Source organism: Sphingomonas taxi (genome assembly GCF_000764535.1).
GTDB classification, from domain to species: domain Bacteria; phylum Pseudomonadota; class Alphaproteobacteria; order Sphingomonadales; family Sphingomonadaceae; genus Sphingomonas; species Sphingomonas taxi.
The window spans coordinates 3,386,541-3,405,000 of the sequence record NZ_CP009571.1; the positions used below are offsets into that span (position 1 = coordinate 3,386,541).

At 69.3% G+C, this 18,460-nt stretch carries 19 protein-coding genes (1 of these 19 running past the window's edge); 12 read left to right on the forward strand and 7 right to left on the reverse strand.

Translation table 11 applies throughout. The features are described from left to right. Nucleotides 1–298 precede the first annotated feature (298 nt). The gene (tolB, locus tag MC45_RS15500; RefSeq protein ID WP_038665077.1) at nucleotides 299–1,675 is read left to right on the forward strand and encodes a Tol-Pal system beta propeller repeat protein TolB; all 1,377 of its coding nucleotides are present in this window, start codon (nucleotides 299–301) and stop codon (nucleotides 1,673–1,675) included. A gap of 55 nt (nucleotides 1,676–1,730) precedes the next feature. After that, nucleotides 1,731–2,255, forward strand: a complete 525-nt coding sequence (gene pal / locus MC45_RS15505; RefSeq protein ID WP_038665080.1) for a peptidoglycan-associated lipoprotein Pal — start codon at nucleotides 1,731–1,733, stop codon at nucleotides 2,253–2,255. Between the two features lie 102 nt (nucleotides 2,256–2,357). Here the strand turns inward: pal and MC45_RS15510 are convergent, their stop codons facing one another. Genes MC45_RS15510 through MC45_RS15520 form a run of 3 tightly spaced genes read right to left on the reverse strand, consistent with a single transcriptional unit; the run spans nucleotide 2,358 to nucleotide 5,350 of the window. Then, entirely contained in the window at nucleotides 2,358–3,218 is an 861-nt protein-coding gene (locus MC45_RS15510) for a S1/P1 nuclease (RefSeq protein WP_038665083.1), read from the reverse strand. A gap of 48 nt (nucleotides 3,219–3,266) precedes the next feature. Beyond that, nucleotides 3,267–4,196: an isoaspartyl peptidase/L-asparaginase family protein gene (locus tag MC45_RS15515; RefSeq protein WP_038665086.1), complete on the reverse strand. Its 930-nt coding sequence runs from the start codon at nucleotides 4,194–4,196 to the stop codon at nucleotides 3,267–3,269. Further along, on the reverse strand, nucleotides 4,193–5,350 hold the full coding sequence (locus tag MC45_RS15520) for an acyltransferase family protein (protein WP_038665088.1): 1,158 nt from the start codon (nucleotides 5,348–5,350) through the stop codon (nucleotides 4,193–4,195). Before MC45_RS15520 ends, MC45_RS15515 begins: the two co-directional genes overlap by 4 nt. 65 nt (nucleotides 5,351–5,415) lie before the next feature. Between MC45_RS15520 and ispG the strand changes: the two genes are divergently transcribed. The 5 genes from ispG to MC45_RS15545 are packed head-to-tail and all read left to right on the forward strand — an operon-like array spanning nucleotide 5,416 to nucleotide 8,622. Beyond that, nucleotides 5,416–6,552, forward strand: a complete 1,137-nt coding sequence (gene ispG, locus MC45_RS15525) for a flavodoxin-dependent (E)-4-hydroxy-3-methylbut-2-enyl-diphosphate synthase (protein WP_038665090.1) — start codon at nucleotides 5,416–5,418, stop codon at nucleotides 6,550–6,552. 36 nt (nucleotides 6,553–6,588) lie between these two features. Further along, complete coding sequence (locus MC45_RS15530; protein WP_038665093.1) at nucleotides 6,589–6,885, forward strand: AbrB/MazE/SpoVT family DNA-binding domain-containing protein; 297 nt, start codon at nucleotides 6,589–6,591, stop codon at nucleotides 6,883–6,885. Beyond that, nucleotides 6,882–7,259, forward strand: coding sequence for a type II toxin-antitoxin system VapC family toxin (locus MC45_RS15535; protein ID WP_038665096.1), 378 nt, complete (start codon nucleotides 6,882–6,884; stop codon nucleotides 7,257–7,259). Before MC45_RS15530 ends, MC45_RS15535 begins: the two co-directional genes overlap by 4 nt. Then, entirely contained in the window at nucleotides 7,256–8,149 is an 894-nt protein-coding gene (locus MC45_RS15540) for a DMT family transporter (protein WP_038665099.1), read from the forward strand. The genes MC45_RS15535 and MC45_RS15540 overlap by 4 nt, the downstream gene beginning before the upstream one ends. Then, a complete protein-coding gene (locus MC45_RS15545) occupies nucleotides 8,146–8,622 on the forward strand; it encodes a GNAT family N-acetyltransferase (protein WP_038665102.1) in 477 nt (158 codons plus the stop codon). The genes MC45_RS15540 and MC45_RS15545 overlap by 4 nt, the downstream gene beginning before the upstream one ends. A 134-nt stretch (nucleotides 8,623–8,756) precedes the next feature. On the opposite strand, the gene ppa is transcribed toward MC45_RS15545, so the two are convergent. The 3 genes from ppa to MC45_RS15560 form a co-directional block, all read right to left on the reverse strand. Beyond that, the gene (gene ppa, locus MC45_RS15550; RefSeq protein WP_038665105.1) at nucleotides 8,757–9,335 is read right to left on the reverse strand and encodes an inorganic diphosphatase; all 579 of its coding nucleotides are present in this window, start codon (nucleotides 9,333–9,335) and stop codon (nucleotides 8,757–8,759) included. 32 nt (nucleotides 9,336–9,367) lie between these two features. Beyond that, complete coding sequence (locus MC45_RS15555) at nucleotides 9,368–11,284, reverse strand: M61 family metallopeptidase (RefSeq protein WP_038665108.1); 1,917 nt, start codon at nucleotides 11,282–11,284, stop codon at nucleotides 9,368–9,370. A gap of 67 nt (nucleotides 11,285–11,351) precedes the next feature. Then, nucleotides 11,352–12,008, reverse strand: a complete 657-nt coding sequence (locus MC45_RS15560; RefSeq protein WP_038665111.1) for a DUF1345 domain-containing protein — start codon at nucleotides 12,006–12,008, stop codon at nucleotides 11,352–11,354. Nucleotides 12,009–12,058: 50 nt separating this feature from the next. Between MC45_RS15560 and hisS the strand changes: the two genes are divergently transcribed. The 5 genes from hisS to MC45_RS15585 all read left to right on the forward strand — a co-directional run bounded on the left by hisS (nucleotide 12,059) and on the right by MC45_RS15585 (nucleotide 17,462). Next, nucleotides 12,059–13,303: a histidine--tRNA ligase gene (gene hisS, locus MC45_RS15565; RefSeq protein ID WP_038665114.1), complete on the forward strand. Its 1,245-nt coding sequence runs from the start codon at nucleotides 12,059–12,061 to the stop codon at nucleotides 13,301–13,303. A gap of 37 nt (nucleotides 13,304–13,340) precedes the next feature. Continuing rightward, nucleotides 13,341–14,420, forward strand: coding sequence for a peptide chain release factor 1 (gene prfA / locus MC45_RS15570; RefSeq protein WP_038665117.1), 1,080 nt, complete (start codon nucleotides 13,341–13,343; stop codon nucleotides 14,418–14,420). Between the two features lie 315 nt (nucleotides 14,421–14,735). Continuing rightward, on the forward strand, nucleotides 14,736–15,551 hold the full coding sequence (gene prmC, locus MC45_RS15575; protein ID WP_038665120.1) for a peptide chain release factor N(5)-glutamine methyltransferase: 816 nt from the start codon (nucleotides 14,736–14,738) through the stop codon (nucleotides 15,549–15,551). A gap of 308 nt (nucleotides 15,552–15,859) precedes the next feature. Further along, nucleotides 15,860–16,885: a DUF4167 domain-containing protein gene (locus MC45_RS15580; RefSeq protein WP_038665122.1), complete on the forward strand. Its 1,026-nt coding sequence runs from the start codon at nucleotides 15,860–15,862 to the stop codon at nucleotides 16,883–16,885. A gap of 148 nt (nucleotides 16,886–17,033) precedes the next feature. After that, on the forward strand, nucleotides 17,034–17,462 hold the full coding sequence (locus MC45_RS15585) for a CBS domain-containing protein (protein WP_038665125.1): 429 nt from the start codon (nucleotides 17,034–17,036) through the stop codon (nucleotides 17,460–17,462). Here MC45_RS15585 and MC45_RS15590 read toward each other — a convergent pair whose 3' ends face one another. Beyond that, nucleotides 17,463–18,460, reverse strand: partial view of a lipopolysaccharide biosynthesis protein gene (locus MC45_RS15590; protein WP_038665127.1) — the 3' portion only. Its footprint extends 487 nt past the window's final position; the window shows 998 of its 1,485 coding nt (coding positions 488–1,485); its start codon lies beyond the right edge, outside the window — the gene reads right to left on this strand; the stop codon is at nucleotides 17,463–17,465.

Below are 18,460 nucleotides of genomic sequence, written 5' to 3' on the forward strand. Positions count from 1 at the left end.
CCCGCGTTCGTGCTGAGCTTGTCGAAGCACCGGCGCGCCATCGGAGCGGTCCCCTCGTGGCACGCGCCCTTCGACGGGCTCAGGGCGAACGGGGGGGTGGGGCGTTTCGTCTCGCTCCTTTCCGTCACCCCGGCCTCGAGCCGGGGTCCCGCTTTTCCCCGCTGTCGATGGACGGCAGCGGGACCCCGGCTCGAGGCCGGGGTGACGGGCTGGTCCGGAGAGGTCCGGAACGAGTCCGGGATGACGGCAAGTTTGTGGTAAGCGGCATCCATATCGCTCGCGAAAAGGGTTTGAGGTCATGATCCGGTCGTTGCTCATCGCGCTCAGCGTCACCACCGCCGTCCCGGCGTTCGCGCAGGACGCGCCCGCGCCGGCACCGCAGCAGCAGCCGGCGACCCCGGCGGGGCAGGAGGCCGCGCCGCTCGAAGTGTCGGTGACCGGCGGCGTCTCGGCGCCGATGCCGATCGCCATCCCCGCGATGCCGACCGCGCAGGTCGTGTCGACCCCGGCGGGCGCCACCGACGTGCTCGGCCGCCAGATGGCCGAGATCATCGCCAACGATCTCAAGAACTCCGGCCTGTTCACGCCCTTGGGCGCGGGTCAGCTCCGCCCCGTCGGTTTTCAGGAGGTCAACGCCCCCGCCTTCGATTATTGGGGCGGCACCGGCGCGCAGGCTCTGGTGCAGGGCTTCGTCCGCGCCACCGGCGACGGCAATCTGACGATCGGCTGCTATCTCTACGACGTCTTTTCGAAGGTCGAGCTGACCCGCTCGGGCTTCGTCGTCTCGCCGTCCGACTGGCGGCGCGCCGGCCACAAATGCGCCGACATGGTCTATGCGCGGCTGACCGGCGAAGGCCCCTATTTCGACAGCCGCGTCGTCTACGTCTCGGAAACCGGGCCGAAGGGCAAGCGCGTCAAGCGGCTCGCGATCATGGATCAGGACGGCGCCAACCACCGCTTCCTGACCAATGGCCAGTCGATCGTGCTGACGCCGCGCTTCGCGCCCAACCAGCAGTCGATCGTCTATATGAGCTACGAGAACGACAAGCCGTCGATCTACGTCTACGATCTCGGCTCGGGCCGGCCGCGCCGCGTGGTGCAGAATGCGGCGCTGACCTTCGCGCCGCGCTTCTCGCCCGACGGCCGCTGGATCCTGTTCTCGATGGCGCAGGGCGGCAATACCGACATCTATCGCGTTTCGGCGCAGGGTGGCACCCCGCAGCGGCTGACCAGCTCGCCGGGCATCGACACCGGCGGCAGCTATTCGCCCGACGGCGCGCGCATCGTCTTCGAGAGCGATCGTTCGGGCGGCCAGCAGATCTACGTCATGAACGCCGACGGCTCGGGCCAGCAGCGGATCAGCTTCGGCGGCGGCCGCTATGCGACGCCGGTGTGGAGCCCGCGCGGCGACCTGATCGCCTTCACCAAATTGGGTGGCGCGTTCCGCATCGGTACGATGTCGCCGTCGGGCGGTGGCGAGAAGATCCTCACCGGCGGCCAGGACGAGGGGCCGAGCTGGTCGCCCAACGGCCGCGTCATCACTTTCTACCGCAGCGGCCAGGGTAGCGGCGGCAAGGCCGATCTGTGGATGGTCGACCTCACCGGACAGGTCGAGCGCAGGATTCCGACGCCGCTCGACGGGTCTGACCCGGCCTGGGGACCGCTGCGGCCGTAACGCAGCACTATAAGGTTTCGGGGGCGAAACGCACTTACTCACGGGAGATACGACGATGGCCAGACTGACGACCACCCTGCTGACCGCAGCCGCGCTCGCCTCGCTCGGCGCCTGCGCGCACAAGCCCAAGCAGCTGCCGCCGCCGCCGGTCGACAACAGCGCCGGACTCAACACGCCGCCGCCGGCGACCGCGGGTAATGGCGACGGCGCGATCACGCCGGGCTCGGACGCCGACTTCCGCCGCTCGGTCAGCTCGAACACCGTGCTGTTCGGGCTCGACCAGAGCGATATCGATGCGGAGGCGCGCGCGATCCTCGACAGCCAGGCGACGTGGCTGCAGCGCTTCCCGCAGGTCCGCGCGACGGTCGAGGGCCATGCCGACGAGCGCGGCACGCGCGAATACAATCTCGCGCTCGGCGACCGCCGCGCGAATGCGGCGAAGAACTATCTCGTCGCGCGCGGCATCGATCCGTCGCGGCTGACGACGATCAGCTACGGCAAGGAACGTCCGGTGGCGCTAGGCTCGGACGAGGCGAGCTGGGCGCAGAACCGGCGTTCGGTGACGGTGGTGCTGAACTAACGGAACACGCCGCTCGCGTTGTCCGGCGGCCGATCCGAACGTTTGTCGGGAGGGTGGAGGCAGAGGCCTCCGCCCTCTTCGTCCTCACGGTGAGGAAGCTCGTCACCCCAGCGCCTCGTCGAGCAGCTTCGCCAGCCGCAGGCCGCCGCGCTCCACTTCCAAGCGGGCGACGGGCACGATCCGTTCGATCGTCGCCTCGTCGAGCGTCACCTTGGCCGGCGAGGGCGCGCAGGGATCGCCGTTCAGCGCGCTCGCATAGACGACGTCATGCGCGACCTGCCACGATTCGCGGCTCCAGTCGGTCACCGTCCCCGCCGCGATCCGCCGCTTCTCTGCCGCCGGATAGCGCCGCACCAGCGACGGCCCGCTGGTGATCGCACGTTCGGCGAGCGTGCCGTCCCAGATCGAATGAAGGTTGAAGCGCTTCGGGCTGTAGCTGCCATAGACCGCGGCGACGTCGTTGCCGCCCTTGTCGTTCTTCTCGCCGGCGTGGAGCGGCTGGTGCAGATCGCCGACGAAGTGGATCAGGAACACCAAGGCCTGCGCGCGCTCCTTCGCGGGCGCGCGCCGGTTCTTGAGGATCGCCACGTCGCGGGTGATCTGCGCTGAGACGCAATTGCCGTCCTTGCACGCTTCTTCGAGCGTGAACGGCTGGCAGATGTTCACGTCCTGAAAGTGCCAGTTATAGGCATAGCCGAAGCGCGACTTGCCATCCGGCCCCTTGAGCGGCTTGACGCAATCCGCCCAGGTGCTCGCGCCCTCGATCGTCGTCGCGGGGCATTCGGGCGTGTCGAGCCGCGGCGTCTCGGCGAGCAGCTTGCGGATCGCCGCCTGCGTGCGCGGCGCGACATTGGCGTAAGCGATCCGGGCGACCGTCTGATGCCCGAACTCCCAATAGGCCGAGGCCGGCGCGGCGAACCCGAACGCCGGCAGAGCGGCGGCGACAAAGCGGAGGATTTTCATGGCGCTAGGCCATAGCCGCTCGCCGGTGCCACTCCAATGAAAAGCCCGTCACTCGTCGCCGTAGACCGCCACTTCACGCAGGCCCGAGGCGGTGGCGCGGGCGCGGTACATGCCGGGCGTGGTGAAGCTCCACACCGCCTCGCCGCCCGGTGCGGCGACGATGACGCCGCCGGTGCCGCCGAGCGCACGCACCTCCGCCATCACCGCATCCGCGGCGGCCTGCGGCGTCTCGCCCGACAGGCGGATGCGCGCGCCGATCTCGTGGCCGACGCCGACGCGGATGAAGAATTCGCCCGAGCCGGTGCAGGAGATCGCCGCCGAACGATCGTCGGCATAGGTGCCCGCGCCGATCAGCGGCGAATCGCCGATCCGGCCCCAGCGCTTGCCGGTGACGCCGCCGGTCGAGGTCGCCGCGGCGAGATGCCCCGCGGCATCGCGCGCGACCGCGCCGACGGTGCCGTATTTCATGTCGATGTCGAAGGCGTCGGCATTGCGCGCGAGCAATTCGTCGAGCTGGCGGCGGCGCTCCTCGGTGGCGAACCATGCCGGGTCCTGCGCCGCGATCCCCTGGTCGCGGGCGAAGCGTTCGGCGCCGTCGCCGCTGAGCAGCACGTGCGGGCTCGCCTCCATCACGCGGCGCGCGAGGCCAACCGGCGAGCGCGTAGCGGTAATGCCCGCCACCGCCCCGGCGGCGCGGGTGCGGCCGTCCATGATCGCCGCGTCGAGCTCGATCGTGCCTTCGCGGGTATAAGCGGCGCCGCGGCCGGCGTTGAAATGTGGATCCTCCTCGAGCACGCGCACCGCCGCCTCGACCGCGTCGAGCGCGCCCCCGCCCTCGGACAGGATCGCGGCGCCGGTGTCGAGCGCCAGCGCGAGCGCCGCGCGGACGCCGCTGTCCTGCGCCGGGGTGAGGCGGTGGCGCTCGATCGAACCGGCGCCGCCGTGGAGGACGAGCGACCAGTCTGGCGTATCGGTCATGATGCAGCCTTATGCGTGGGATGGGGCAGGGGGCGCAGCCCGATCAGCGGCCGCAGCGGCGCGATCCGCCGGCCGACCAGATAGAAGCCGAGGCAGCCGAGGATCGTCGCCGCGATCAGCAGCGCGCATTCGACGCCGCCGGACAGGCCGACCGGCATCAGCCAATAGGCGGCGACGACGATGATCGTCTGGTGGACGAGGTAGAAGGGGAACACCGCCTCGGTGAGCAGCGGCCGCCACCGTGCGTCGCGATTCCAATGCCGTTCGGCGAAGCCGATCAGCGCGAGGATCGTCCCCCATTGCTGCACCGCATGTGCCGCGCCGTAGATCGGGTAGAGCCAGCGCGGCGCATCGCCGTTCAGCCCAAGCTCGACCGCGAGGATGAAGCCATAGCCGAGCACGCCCATCGCTGCGCCGGCCCAGCGCCAGCGCACGCACGTGGCGAGCACCGGCGGCGACCCCGCCAGCGCGAAGCCGAACAGGAAGGCGGGCAGATAGATGAGATGCGCCATCGCGTCGGTGAACGGATTCTGCGTCTCGTAGCCCATCGGGAACCACCAGCCGTGGACGCACACCAGCCATAAGGTCGGCACGACCGGCAGCGCCAGCCCGGCGAACAGCCGGTCGAACGCCCCTTGCGCGCCGCGCCAGCGGACCAGCGGCACCAGCAGCGCGAGCACGACCGTATAGAGCCACAGATACAGCACGAACCACAGATGGTTGAGCGCCGGCAGCACGATCCCGCCGAGCGTGCCGAAGCGGAAATAGTCGTGCGTCCAGAAGGTGAGGAAGCCGCCGGTATAGCCATGTTGCGTGACCAGCTCAACCCAGGATTGCGGCGGCACCACCAGAGCGACGCCGAAGCCGAGCGGCACCAGCAGCCGCAGCGTACGCTGGCGCAGGAAGCCGCTTACCCCCGGCGCGCGGGTCAGCAGCGCGCGACTCGCATAGCCCGAGACGACGAACAACAGGCTCAATCGCCACGCATTGACCGCGAGCATCGGCAGCACCGCCCAGGCGGCGCCGTGCGCGCTCTTGGCGTGGAAGCCCCAGGGGACGAAGACCATGCCGACATGATAGACGATCAATATGGCGAAGGCGGCGACGCGCAGCCAGTCGAGGCCGTAATGGCGGGGGATCGGGACGCGCGACATCGTAAGTGGTTAGCGCCCTACACCAGCGCCTTTGAACCGCAACCCGGCTGCTGTATATAAGCCCCATGTCCTTACGTCCGTGGCGCGATATCGTCCGCCGTCCGAGCCGCCAGATCATGGTCGGCAACGTTCCCGTGGGTGGCGACGCCCCGGTCACCGTGCAGACGATGACCAATACGCCGACGCCCGATATCCGCGCGACGCTCGACCAGATCCGGCGGTGCGAGGAGGCGGGGGTCGACATCATCCGCGTCTCCTGCCCCGACGTCGATTCGACCGTGGCGCTGAAGCAGATCGTGCGCGGCTCGAACGTGCCGATCGTCGCCGACATCCATTTCCACTACAAACGCGCGCTGGAAGCCGCCGACGCGGGTGCCGCCTGCCTGCGGATCAACCCGGGCAATATCGGCAGCAGCGAGCGCGTCGCCGAGGTGGTGCGCGCCGCCAAGGCGAACGGCTGTTCGATCCGCATCGGCGTCAACGGCGGCAGCCTCGAGAAGGATCTGCTCGAGAAATATGGCGAGCCGTGCCCGGATGCGCTGGTGGAAAGCGCGCTCGATCATATCAAGCTGCTCCAGGACCACGATTTCCACGAATATAAGGTGGCGGTGAAGGCGTCCGACCTGTTCCTCGCGGTCGCCGCCTATCAGCAGCTCGCCGAGGCGGTGGATTGCCCGCTGCACCTCGGCATCACCGAGGCGGGCGGCTTCGTCGGCGGCACGGTCAAGTCGGCGATCGGCATCGGCAGCCTGCTCTGGTACGGGATCGGCGACACGATCCGCGTCTCGTTGTCGGCCGAGCCCGAGGACGAGGTGCGCGTCGGCTTCGAGATGCTGAAGGCGCTTGGCATCCGCAACCGCGGCGTGCGTGTGGTGAGCTGCCCGAGCTGTTCGCGGCAGGGGTTCGACGTGATCCGCACCGTACAGGCGCTGGAGGAGCGGCTCCAGCATATCCGCACGCCGATGAGCCTGTCGGTGCTCGGTTGCGTCGTCAACGGCCCGGGCGAGGCGCGCGAGACCGACATCGGCATCACCGGCGGCGGCAACGGCAAGCACATGGTCTATCTGTCGGGCGTCACCGACCATCACGTCCAGGACGAGGGGATGATCGACCATATCGTCCGGCTGGTCGAGGCCAAGGCGGCGGAGATCGAGGCGGCGGATGCGGCGGCGCAGGCGCCGCAGGTCGTGGCGGCGGAATAGGTCCTGTGGTACAAGCCGGGTATCAGGAGACTCGGCATGACCCAACAGGCCAAGGTGATCGATGGCGGCAAGGTCGTCATCCCGGCGAACATCCGTCGCGAACTCGACATCAAGCGGGGCGACTCGCTCGTCGTCGAGCGTGATGCGGCAGGTGCAATCATCCTGAAGACCTATGCGCAAGTTGCCCGCGAAGCACAGCAGCGGTTCCGTGACATGCGCGGTGCCGACGGGGCGGGCAGCAGCAGCGTGGTCGACGAGCTGATCGCCGATCGCCGCGACGAGGCACGCCGCGAGGCCGCCCGGGACGAGGCTTGGCAGGCGCGCCAGCGGTGACGGTCGTCGATGCGTCGGCGGTGCTGGCCATGATCTTTGAAGAGCCCGGCAGTGCGATGGTATTGGCGCACTGTCGCGGTGCGCTGTTCAGCGCGGTCAATCTCGATGAGATCCTGCACAAGGTCGCACGCCGCGGACTCGATCCAGCGGCGATCGAGGAACAACTGACCAAATTGCAGATCATCGTCGTGCCGTTCGATGCCGGTCAGGCACGGGTCTCCGCTGCCTTGCACCCGCGGTTGCACGGCACCGATACGTCCTTTGCGGATCGCGCGTGCCTTTCGCTCGCTCTGGCGACAGGGGGTGCGGTACTGACCGCGGACACGAAGTGGAGCGCGCTGGGTCTGGATCTCGACATCCGCTTGATCCGATGAAGCGCGAGGTTTCGCCGCTTGCCGCCTTCGCCGTCGCGGCGGCCGGCATCGCCGTCTATTCGGCGATGGATACGCTGATGAAGGGGCTGTCGATCGCAAGCGGCGCCTATGCCGCGGTGCTTTGGCGGTCGCTCGCCGGGGTCGCGTTGCTCGCGCCGGTCTTCCTTGCGCGACGGATGCGCTGGCCCGGGGCGAAGGCGTTGCGACTGCACGTCGCGCGCGGCGCGACCGGCGGGGCGTCGGTGCTGCTGTTCTTCTGGGGGCTGGCGCGCGTGCCGATGGCGCAGGGCGTCGCGCTGACCTTCCTCGCGCCGCTGATCGCCTTGTTCCTCGCCGGGCTGACGCTGGGCGAGCGCATCCGCCGTGCCGCGATCGGCGGGTCGCTCGTCGCCAGCCTCGGCGTGCTGATCATCGCCGCCGGGCAGGTGCAGGCGCATGCCTCCGATGCGGTGGTGATGGGCAGCGTCGCGATCCTCGCCGCCTCGGTGATCTATGCGGTCAGCCTGATCCTGCTGCGTCAGCAGGCGCAGGCCGCCGATCCGCTCGAAGTGGCGCTGTTCACCAGCGTCGTGCTGAGCGTGCTCCTGCTGGTCGCCGCGCCGTGGTTCGGTAGCGTGCCGACGACCGATCAACTGCCCGTCGTGTTCGGTGCGGCGCTGCTCGGCTCGATCTCGGCGGTCGCGCTCGCCTGGGCCTATGGCCGGGCCGAGGCGCAGGTGCTCGCGCCGACCGAATATACCGCCTTCGTCTGGTCGGCGCTGTTCGGCTGGCTGGCCTTCGCCGAGCGCGTCTCGCCCTATACGGTCGCCGGTGCGCTGTTCATCATCGCCGGCTGTCTCGTTGCGATCCGCAAGCCCGCGCCGGGCCCGCAAACGGAAGCCGCCTTATGATCCGCCCCGCCTCGCCCGCCGACATCGCTGTCATCCTGCGCTTCGTTCGCGAGCTCGCTGCGTTCGAGCGCGAACCCGATGCGGTCGAGGCGACGGAGGCGACGCTGCACGAGGCGCTGTTCGGCGCGCAGCCGGCCGCGGAGGCGGTGATCGCCGAGGACGACACCGGGCCGCTCGGCTTCGCGGTGTTCTTCCACAATTTCTCGACCTGGGCGGGACGGCGCGGGCTGTATCTGGAGGATCTGTACGTGACGCCGGACGCGCGGGGGAAGGGCGTCGGCGGCGCCTTGCTGCGCCATCTCGCCGCGCTGGCGGTGGCGCGCGGCTGTGCGCGGTTCGAATGGTCGGTGCTCGACTGGAACGCCGACGCCATCGCCGTCTATCGCCGGATCGGCGCGGTGGGGATGGAGGACTGGACGATCCAGCGGGTCAGCGGCGACGCGCTGAAGCGGCTGGCGGCAAGCGGCGGCTGACGCGAGGCGCCCCGCCGGCGTGTCGATTGCCCCGTCCGTCGCACCACCGTTCAGGCTCAGGGCTATCGGTTGGGGTACGGTCGTCTCTCAGGGGGGCAGATCGGGGCGCGACCGACGGCCGCGCCCCGCGTCGCTCAGTCGCGGCCCGGAACCTCATATTCGTGCGGCTCTTCGCCCTGTGCCTTGGCGGCGTCATAGCGTTCGATCGCCTCGCGGACGATGCGGCGCGCCTCTTCGCGGTCGCCCCAGGTGCCGACGCGCACCCACTTCTTCTTCTCCAGGTCCTTATAGTGCGTGAAGAAATGCTCGATCTGCTCGAACACGATCTCCGGCACGTCGGCGCGGCCGCCGACGTTCGAATAATAAGGGAAGACCTCGTCGACGGGGACGCAGACGAGCTTCTCGTCGCCGCCGGCCTCGTCCTCGAGGTTGAGCACCGCGATCGGCCGGGCGCGGACGACGCAGCCGGGGATGAACGGCGAGCGCGCGATCACCAGCGCATCGAGCGGATCGCCGTCGGGCGACAGCGTGTGCGGCACGAAGCCGTAATTGGCCGGATAGCGCATCGGCGTGTGCAGGATGCGATCGACGAACAACGCGCCCGACGCCTTGTCAAATTCGTACTTCACCGGCTCGCCGCCGGTCGGCACCTCGATGATGACGTTGAGGTCGTCGGGCGGGTTCTTGCCGACCGGGATCAGATCAATACGCATGCATGTCCTTCACAATTCTTGGCCGCCGCCCCTCAGCGCGGCGCCAACAGCTTGTCGAGCCCGGTCTCGCCCGTGCCGGTCTTCTGCAAGTGCGGATACCGCGGGCCGCCGTGATAGTCGATGGCGACTTCGCGGTACCGTGGCCCATTCTTGAGCAATAATCGGATCGGTTGCTTGGACGTCTGGGCATTGACGATCGCTGCTTTCATGGCATCGCCGCTATAGGCGGTGTCGTTCACCGCCTGGATCACGGTGCCGACATCGAGTCCCGCCTTGAATGCCGGCGAATCCCAGATCACCTGCCCGACTTCGCCGTCTTTGCCGATCGACAGACCGATCGAATAGGTGACGTTGATCGTGCCGCTCTTCTCGGCATTGGTGAAATACTTGGTCGGCTCGGGACCGTAGACGAGCGTATAGCCGTTCATCGCGAAGCCCTTGACCGGCGCGGGCTGGCCGGTCTCGGTGATCCGCTTGCGCAGGAAGCCCGCCCAGTCATAGGGCTGGATCGCGTTGAGCGTCGCGGCGACATCCTCGAAGCGATAGGTCAGCTCGCCCCAGTCGCCGTCGCGCACGCCGAAGAAGGCGCGGGCGAAATCGTCGATCGACTTGGTTCCACCCGACTGCTGGCGGAGCATCGCATCGACCTCCATCCAGACCATCAGGCCTTCGTTGTAATAATCCTCCGACCGCTGCCAGCTCGTCCAGCCCTTGGGCCGGCGGGCCGAGATCACCGGATCGTTGGTGGTGTCGACCAGATCGCGCCACTGGCGTGCCGGCGCGAGATCGTAGAGGCCGGCGATGCCGGCATAAGCGTCCAGCGTGTCCTGCTTGCTGACCAGCCCGGAGCGCGCCTGGAGGACATAGCCCCAGAATTGCGTCTGTCCCTCGTAGACCCAGAGCAGCGAGCCGCGCATCGGCGTGCGGTAATCGGGCGTCCACAGATCGGCGCCGCGGCGGAACTTGCCGTCCCAGCTATGGGTGAATTCGTGCGGCAGCAGATTGCGTGCGGCGACGTTGCTGTCCCATTCGGTGAAATAGGTCGGCCGCGAGCCGTTTTCCGAGCTGCGATGATGTTCGAGGCCGATGCCGCCAAGCTGGTCGGAGAGCGACAGCAGGAATTCGTAATGGTCGTAATGCTGCGCGCCGAAGGTCTTCACCGCCTGTTCGACGAGCCGCTTGTGCGCGTCGATCTGTTCGGGCTTGGCGGCGAGCAGCTCGGGCGAATCGGCGAAGACGTTGAGCTTCACCCGGTCGCTGAGCGGCCAGGTCTTGCCGTAGCGGCCGGCGAGCATCGGCGAATCGACCAGCACCTCGTAATTGGTCTTGTCATAGGCGTAGGTCGAGCCGACCGCCTTGGCGGGCACCGCGCCCGCCGCGGTCCAGCCGGTCGGGAACTTGACCGTCATCTGGATCGGGATCTGGCGGGTAAAATAGCCGGCCGGATAGAGGCTGACCGAATTGGGCTGCAGGCTGATCAGGTTGGGCGTCACCGCGATGCGGCCCTGGTCGGGCTTGGTGGCCGACAGGAACTGGAATTCGACGTCGAGCGTGCGCACGCCGGCGGGCACGTCGATGTGGAAGGCGAAGACGTCGACCGGATCGCGCGTCCACGGCAGGATGCGGCCGTTGCCGCGGATCACCAGACCGGCGAGCTTCTCGATCTCGCCGCGCGGCGAATGCGCGCCGGGCAGCCATTTGGGGAACAGCAGCGCCATCGCGCCCGCCTTGGCGACGGGGATCGTCTCATGCACGCGGAAGATGCCGCGCTCGGTGTCGGTCGCGTCGACCTCGACCTTCAGCGTGCCGGGATAGGGCACGTCGCGCGGCGCCGGGATCGTGTCGACGAAGGGCGACGGCTGCGGCGCACTATTGCCGGCGGGGACCTGCGCCAGCGCCGGCGCGGCGGCGGACAGGAAGAGGGACGCGACGACGAGCTTGCGGATCATGGAGGGCTTTCGGCGAAAGAATGTTGCGGCAATGTGTAAGCGGCCGAAAGGTCACCCGTCCAGTCCTTTACCCGCCGCCGCCGCCCAATACGTTGACGGTGAACGCCACCACGCCGAGATTGAACACGAACGCCGCGAGCGTATGGCCCAGCACCACCCGCCGGATGCGCCGCGAGCCGATCTGCACGTCCGACGTCTGGAAGGTCATGCCCAGCGTCGCGCTGAAATAGAGGAAGTCCCAGTAATCGGGCTCCTTGCAGTCGGGGAAGTCGAGTCCGCCCTCATCCTTCCCGTCCTCGCCCGCGCTGTAGAACAGATGCGCGTAATGCATCGCATAGACCATGTTGACGAACAGCCACGCCAGCGCCAGCGTCGCGATTACCAGCACGATCGCATAGGCGTCGTTGCGTCCCTTCAGTTCGCCGGCGACCGCGACCAGGATCACCACCATCGTCGCCGCGGTGATCGCCAGCAGCGCGGCGCGGTTGGCGTCGTTGTCGCGCGCCGAACGCCGCATCCGTGCCGCCTCGCCGTGGCGGAACAGCGTCGAGACGGCGAGGAGGAAGATGATCGCGGCGATGTCGAACGCCGCCATCAGCCCGCGGCCGCGACCCAGCACGGGGATCAGCCCCGCCAGCCCCGCGGCGAAGACGATAGCGAACAGCGCGAACCGCGGCGGCGCGATGCGGCTGCCGATTCCCCAATAGGCTTGACGGTCGGTCATCGTCGGGGTGCTAGCGCTTGGCCGCGGGCTCGCCTAGATAGCGCCCGCATATGGCCCGTATCGAAACGCCGCGCCGGGTGCGCGGAACCCAGGACATCTTCGGCGACGACCAGCGCCGCTTCGCTTATGTGCTCGCCACGTTCGAGCGCGTGCGGCATCTGTATTGCTTCGGCCGCGTCGACCTGCCCGTCTTCGAGGCAACCGAGGTGTTCGCGCGCTCGATCGGCGAGACGACCGACGTCGTGTCGAAGGAGATGTACAGTTTCCCCGACCGCGGCGGCGATTCGCTGACGCTGCGCCCGGAGTTCACCGCGGGGATCGCCCGCGCCTTCCTGACCGAGGGCTGGCAGCAATATGCGCCGCTCAAGATCACGACGAGCGGCGCGGTGTTCCGCTACGAGCGCCCGCAGAAGGGGCGCTATCGCCAGTTCCACCAGATCGACGCCGAGATCCTCGGCGCGGCGGAGCCGGCCGCGGACGTCGAATTGCTGGTGATGGCCGACCAGCTGCTGCGCGAGCTCGGCATCGCCGATGGCGTGACGTTGCAGCTCAACACGCTGGGCGATGCCGAGACGCGCGAGGCGTGGCGCGCCGGTCTGGTCGCGCATTTCGAGGCGCATCGCGGCGAACTGTCCGAGGACAGCCTGACCCGGCTCGACAAGAACCCGATGCGCATCCTCGATTCGAAGGACCCGCGCGACCGGCCGATCGCCGATGCTGCGCCGGACATCGACGCCTATCTGACGCCCGAGGCGCGCGCCTTCTTCGATGCGGTGACGGCGGGACTGGATGCGGCGGGCGTCGCGTGGACGCGTAACGCGCGGCTGGTACGCGGCCTCGATTATTACCGCCACACCGCGTTCGAATTCGTAACCGACCGGCTCGGCGCGCAGGGCACGGTGCTGGCGGGTGGCCGCTACGACGGGCTGGTCGAGAGCCTCGGCGGCGCGCCCACCCCCGGCGTCGGCTGGGCGGCGGGGGTCGAGCGGCTCGCGATGCTGCTCGACGAGCCGGCGGCGCCGACGATCGACGCGGTGGTCGTGCCGATGGGCGCGGCGGCCGAAGCGCGCGCGCTCGGCCTCGTCGCCGAGCTGCGCCGCGCCGGCGTCGCGGTCGACATGGCCTATAAGGGCAAGATGAAGCAGCGGCTCGCCAAGGCGGACGCGCTCGGTGCCCGTCATGCGCTCATCATCGGCGACGACGAACTCGCCGCCGGCGTCGCGACCGTGAAGACGCTCGCCAGCGGCGACCAGCGGCAGGTCGCCTTCGCCGCTCTCGCCGAGGCGCTGCGATGAGCGCGCTGGCAATCCTCCCGGTGTCGGGGAGGATCGGATGACCACCATCTCCCCCGAACGGATCGCGCAGATCGAGGCGCGGCGTGACGAGTTGCAGGCGCTGATGGCGACCGGCGACCTGCCGTCCGATCGCTTCGTCGCGGTGTCGAAGGAATATGCCGAGCTCGAACCCGTCGCGGCGGCGGCCGGCGAGGTACGCCGCCTGCGCCAGGAAGCGGACAGTCTCGCCTATATGGCGGAGGACACCGGCGACGAGGAATTGCGGCTGATGGCGGCCGAGGAGCTGCGCGACAATCGCGCCGCGCTCGACGCCGCCGACCGCCGGCTCGCGCTGGCGCTGCTGCCGCGCGACGCCGCCGACGCACGCGCCGCGATGCTCGAGATCCGCGCCGGCACCGGCGGCGACGAGGCGGCGCTGTTCGCTGGCGACCTGTTCCGCATGTATCAGCGCTACGCCGAGCGGCAGGGCTGGCGCGTCGAGCTCATCAGCGGCTCGTCGTCGGACGCGGGCGGGTTCAAGGAGGTCGTCGCCTCGGTCACCGGCACCGGCGTGTTCGCGAAGCTCAAGTTCGAGGCAGGCGTCCACCGCGTCCAGCGCGTCCCCGCCACCGAGGCGGGCGGGCGCATCCACACCTCGGCGGCGACGGTCGCGGTGCTGCCCGAGGCGGAGGATGTCGACGTCCGCATCGACGAGGCGAAGGACCTGCGCATCGACGTCTATCGCTCGTCCGGCCCCGGCGGCCAGTCGGTCAACACCACCGACAGCGCGGTGCGCATCACCCATCTGCCCACCGGCCTCGTCGTCATCCAGCAGGACGAGAAGTCGCAGCACAAGAACAAGGCCAAGGCGCTGAAGGTCCTGCGCACCCGGCTCTATGAGGCGGAGCGCGAGCGGCTCGCCAACGAGCGGTCGGGGACGCGCCGCGCGATGGTCGGCTCGGGCGACCGGTCGGAGCGGATCCGGACGTATAATTTCCCGCAGGGGCGGGTGACCGACCACCGCATCAATCTGACGCTGCACCGTCTGCCCGAGATCCTCGAAGGCGAGATGGACGAACTGATCGGCGCGCTGATCGCGCAGGACGAGGCGGAGCGGCTGGCCTCGCTCGACGGGTGATGCGGGCGGACCGCGGCGGATGCCCTTCGTCATCCTGGCGGAAGCCGGCACGCTTGGACGCGATGTCCACGTGGATGAGCGCTGCCATCCGCCCTCGTCCACCGCTCACCGCCCTGCCAACTACTCGGCCAACGTATCGCGCGTATGGCGCGCCTCCCCACCTTCCGCTGTCATCCCCGCGCAGGCGGGGATCCATGGATGCGATGTCGTCCGCATGGCTGCGCGCCGTCGGTCGCCCGCAATCAAGTCTCCCGGCATGCGCCGACATGACCGAGAAGGGGCCATGACGGCGTGACCACCCCCGACCCCGCCGCCATGCGCGCCGCGCTCGCCGAAGCGACCGCGCGCCTCGCTTTCTCTCCGACCGCACGCCTCGACGCCGAGTTGCTGATGGCGCACGCGCTCGGCATCGAGCGCAGCCGGCTGCTGCTCGACATGGCGCGCGCCGTCCCGCCCGCCTTCGCCGCGCTGGTCGACCGCCGCGCGGCGCACGAGCCGGTCGCCTATATCACTGGCACGCGCGGCTTCTGGACGATCGACCTCGCCGTCGGGCCCGGAGCGCTCGTTCCGCGCCCCGACAGCGAGACGCTGCTGATCGCCGCCGCCGGCCATTTTGGCGGCGATGCGCCTGCGACGGTGCTCGATCTCGGCACCGGCCCCGGCACGCTGCTGCTCGCCGCGCTCGACGAATGGCCGGCGCGTGGCCTCGGCATCGACCGTTCGGCGGTGGCGCTCGATTATGCCCGACGCAATGCCGAGCGGCTCGGCATGGCCGACCGCGCGCGCTTCGTCCGCGGCGACTGGGCGGCGGCGCTCGATGCCCGTTTCGACCTCGTCCTCGCCAATCCGCCCTATATCGGCACCGGCGAAACCCTCCCCGACGAGGTCCGCGCGCACGAACCCGCCGGCGCCTTGTTCGCCGGCGCCGACGGCCTCGACGACTATCGCGTCCTCGCCCGGCAACTGCCGCGGCTGATCGCGCCAAGTGGCTGCGCCGCCGTGGAAATCGGTCATACCCAGGCAAAATCGGTCGCCGCCTTGTTCGCTGGGCAGGGGCTGACCAGCCAGATCCACCGCGATCTCGGCGGGCGCGACCGCTGCCTGCTCGTCCGGCTCGCGCATCGGGGTTGAAAGAAGCGAGGCCGGCCCTCATATTTCGCTTGTCGGACCTGCCTCACGCCAGCTATTGGTCGGGCCGGGGCACGCAGCATCAGCATTGGCAGGTTGATCGGCACGCGGTGACCCGCATCCTTCGTCATGTCGCCACCGACCATCGGTGGCCGTGGCAGGCTCGAGCGGCGCTTATGGCACGCGGCGACCCGGAAGGGCGCGTTGTTCGGCTGGCGGATGCCGGGTCGGGCAGGTCGATGCGGGATTGGCCGCGATCGACCGGATTGGTTTTCCAGGGACCATTTATACTCTGATCATGGGACAGTAGCTTGATCAACAATCGGCAGCAGAACGGCCGCCGTCGCGGTCGTGGCGGTAACAATGGTGGCAATAACGGTCCCCGTCAGGGCGGCCAGGGTCGGCCCGACAACGGCAACCGCATCGACAGCCGCGCACGCGGCAACGCGAACCAGTTGTTCGAAAAGTACAAGAACCTCGCCGGCGAGGCACAGCGCCAGGGCGATCGCGTCACCACCGAATATTACCTCCAGTTCGCGGATCATTATTTCCGCGTGATCGCCGACCAGCGCGGCCGGTTCGAGGACAACAGCCAGCCCAAGCGCCAGCAGCCGTTCGATCTCAACGACGACGACGATTACGGCGACGAGGGCGAACCGATCCGCGCCGGCGAGCAGGACGGCAACGATCAGCGTGACCAGCAGGGTCAGGCGCGCGGCGACCAGCAGCGCGACGACCGCGGCAATCGCGACGACCGGCCGCAGCGCCAGGCACGTCAGTGGGAGGACCGCGGCAATCGCGACGACCGCGGCCAGCGCGACGGCAATCGCGATTCCGGCCGCGACGCCAGCCGCGACGCCAGCCGGGACGATCGCCCGCAGCAGCGCGAGGAGCGCTCCGCCCGAGAGGATCGTCCGCAGCAACAGCGCGAGGATCGCCCGCAGCGCGAGGATCGCGTCCGCCGCCCCCGGTTCGAGGCGGCCGAACAGCCGGTCGAGGTCGCCGGCCAGCGCCGCGCCGATCCGCTCGCCGAAGGCGAGAATCTGCAGGAGCGGACCGAAGCGGTGCTCGAGGCGGATTCGCCGGTGCTCGCACCGCGCCCGCGTCGGGGCCGTCCGCGCCGCGACGCGCAGGCCGATGCCGCGCCCGAGGCCGCTGTCGCACCCGAAGCGCCGGCCGCACCGGTCGCCGAGGCGCCGGAGAGCAATGGCGTCGATGCCGATCGTCTGCCGCCGTCGCTCAACATCTCCGCTGCCAACGACGCCGGGGACGAGGCGCCCAAGCCGCGTCGCCGCCGCGTCCGCACCCCCGCCGCGGACGTTCCCGCCGCGGAGTGAGCGGGTCGCGCTGATCTGATCCGGAGGCCGGTTCCGCGAGGAGCCGGCCTTCGTCGTTTCCGGCGCTTTGCCAAGTCGCTGCAAACGTGGTCTCCTGCCGGCAACCGCCTTCGCATCGTACGGAGTCGGAACGAAGGAGAGGAATGGCATGACGATCGCGGCAATCCTGCGCGACAAGGGCGGCGACGTGGTCTCGCTGCCGCGCAATGCGACCTTGGGGCAGGCGGTGGCGCTGCTCGCCGAACGTCGGATCGGCGCGGTGCCGGTGATCGACGCGGGCAGCGTGGTCGGCATCGTCTCCGAACGCGACGTCGTCTATTCGCTCGCCGCGCATGGCGTCGCGGCGCTCGATCTCGCGCTCGCCGAGGTGATGACGCAGCCGGTGCAGCAGGTCGCGCCGGGCGAGCCGGTGATCGGCGCCCTGTCGCTGATGACCCGGCGGCGCATCCGCCATCTGCCGGTGGTCGAGGGCCCGCGGCTGGTCGGCTTCGTCTCGATCGGCGATCTCGTCAAATATCGCATCGACCGGATCGAGGCGGAAGCCGCGGCGATGCGCGACTATATCCAGCACGGCTGATCAGGCCGCCGGCAGCGGCCGTTTGCGGACGAGGGCGATCAGTTCGCGGATCGTGCCGCGCGCGAACAGCGCCAGCCACGCGCCATAGGTGGCGGCGCCGACCGCGACGAGCGCCGCCAGCCGGGGCGGCGGCGGCAGCGCCGGCAGCAGCCGGTCGACCAGCGTCACCACCAGCGCCATGCCGATCGCGGCGCATGCCGACGGCGCGATCGCGCCGACGAGGTCGCGTCCGCTCGCGCCGATCACCGGCAACGACCGCCGGCTGCTCGCGATCAGATAGAGCGGATAGGCGGCGATCCAGCTCCAGCCGAGCCCGACCGGTCCCCAATGCACGCCGATCAGGAAGGCGAATCCGAGCAGCATTGCGCCGACCGCACCGTTGCGCGCGCCGATCCCCGGCCGGCCGCGCGCGTCGCAGGCGGGTGCATAGAGCACTTGCAGCGTCATGAACGGCATCGCCAGCGCGATCAGCCGGACGACCGGCGTCACCTCCGCCCATTTGGCGTCGAGCATCGTCAGCACCAGCGGTTCGGCGGTTGCCGCGAGACCGAGGTAGAAGGGCAAGGCGAGCACCATGATGACGCGCACCGCGCGCACGAAGGCGCGGGCGACCGCACCCTCGTCATGCTGCATCCGCGCATAGGCGCTGAACGCCACCTCGTTGAGCGGCGGCACGAATTTCGAGACGAAGATCTGCGCGAGGAACAGCGCGGTGGTGTAGATGCCGAGCTGGTGCGGGTCGAACCGGCGGCCGGCGATGAACACGTCGATCTGGCTCTGCAGGAACCAGAAGAACTGTCCCGCCGCCATCATCCCGCCGTAGCGCGCGAGATGACCGGCGCCGCGGAAGTCGAAGCTCGGCCAGATCAGCGACCGCGCCGCCCAGGTCAGCATGATTGCGCGCACCGCGTAGAGCGCGATCGGCGCCCAGACGAGCGTCCACACCCCCCATCCCGCCAGCGCGCCGCCCAAGGCCGCGCCCGCGCCGGCGAGCGAGG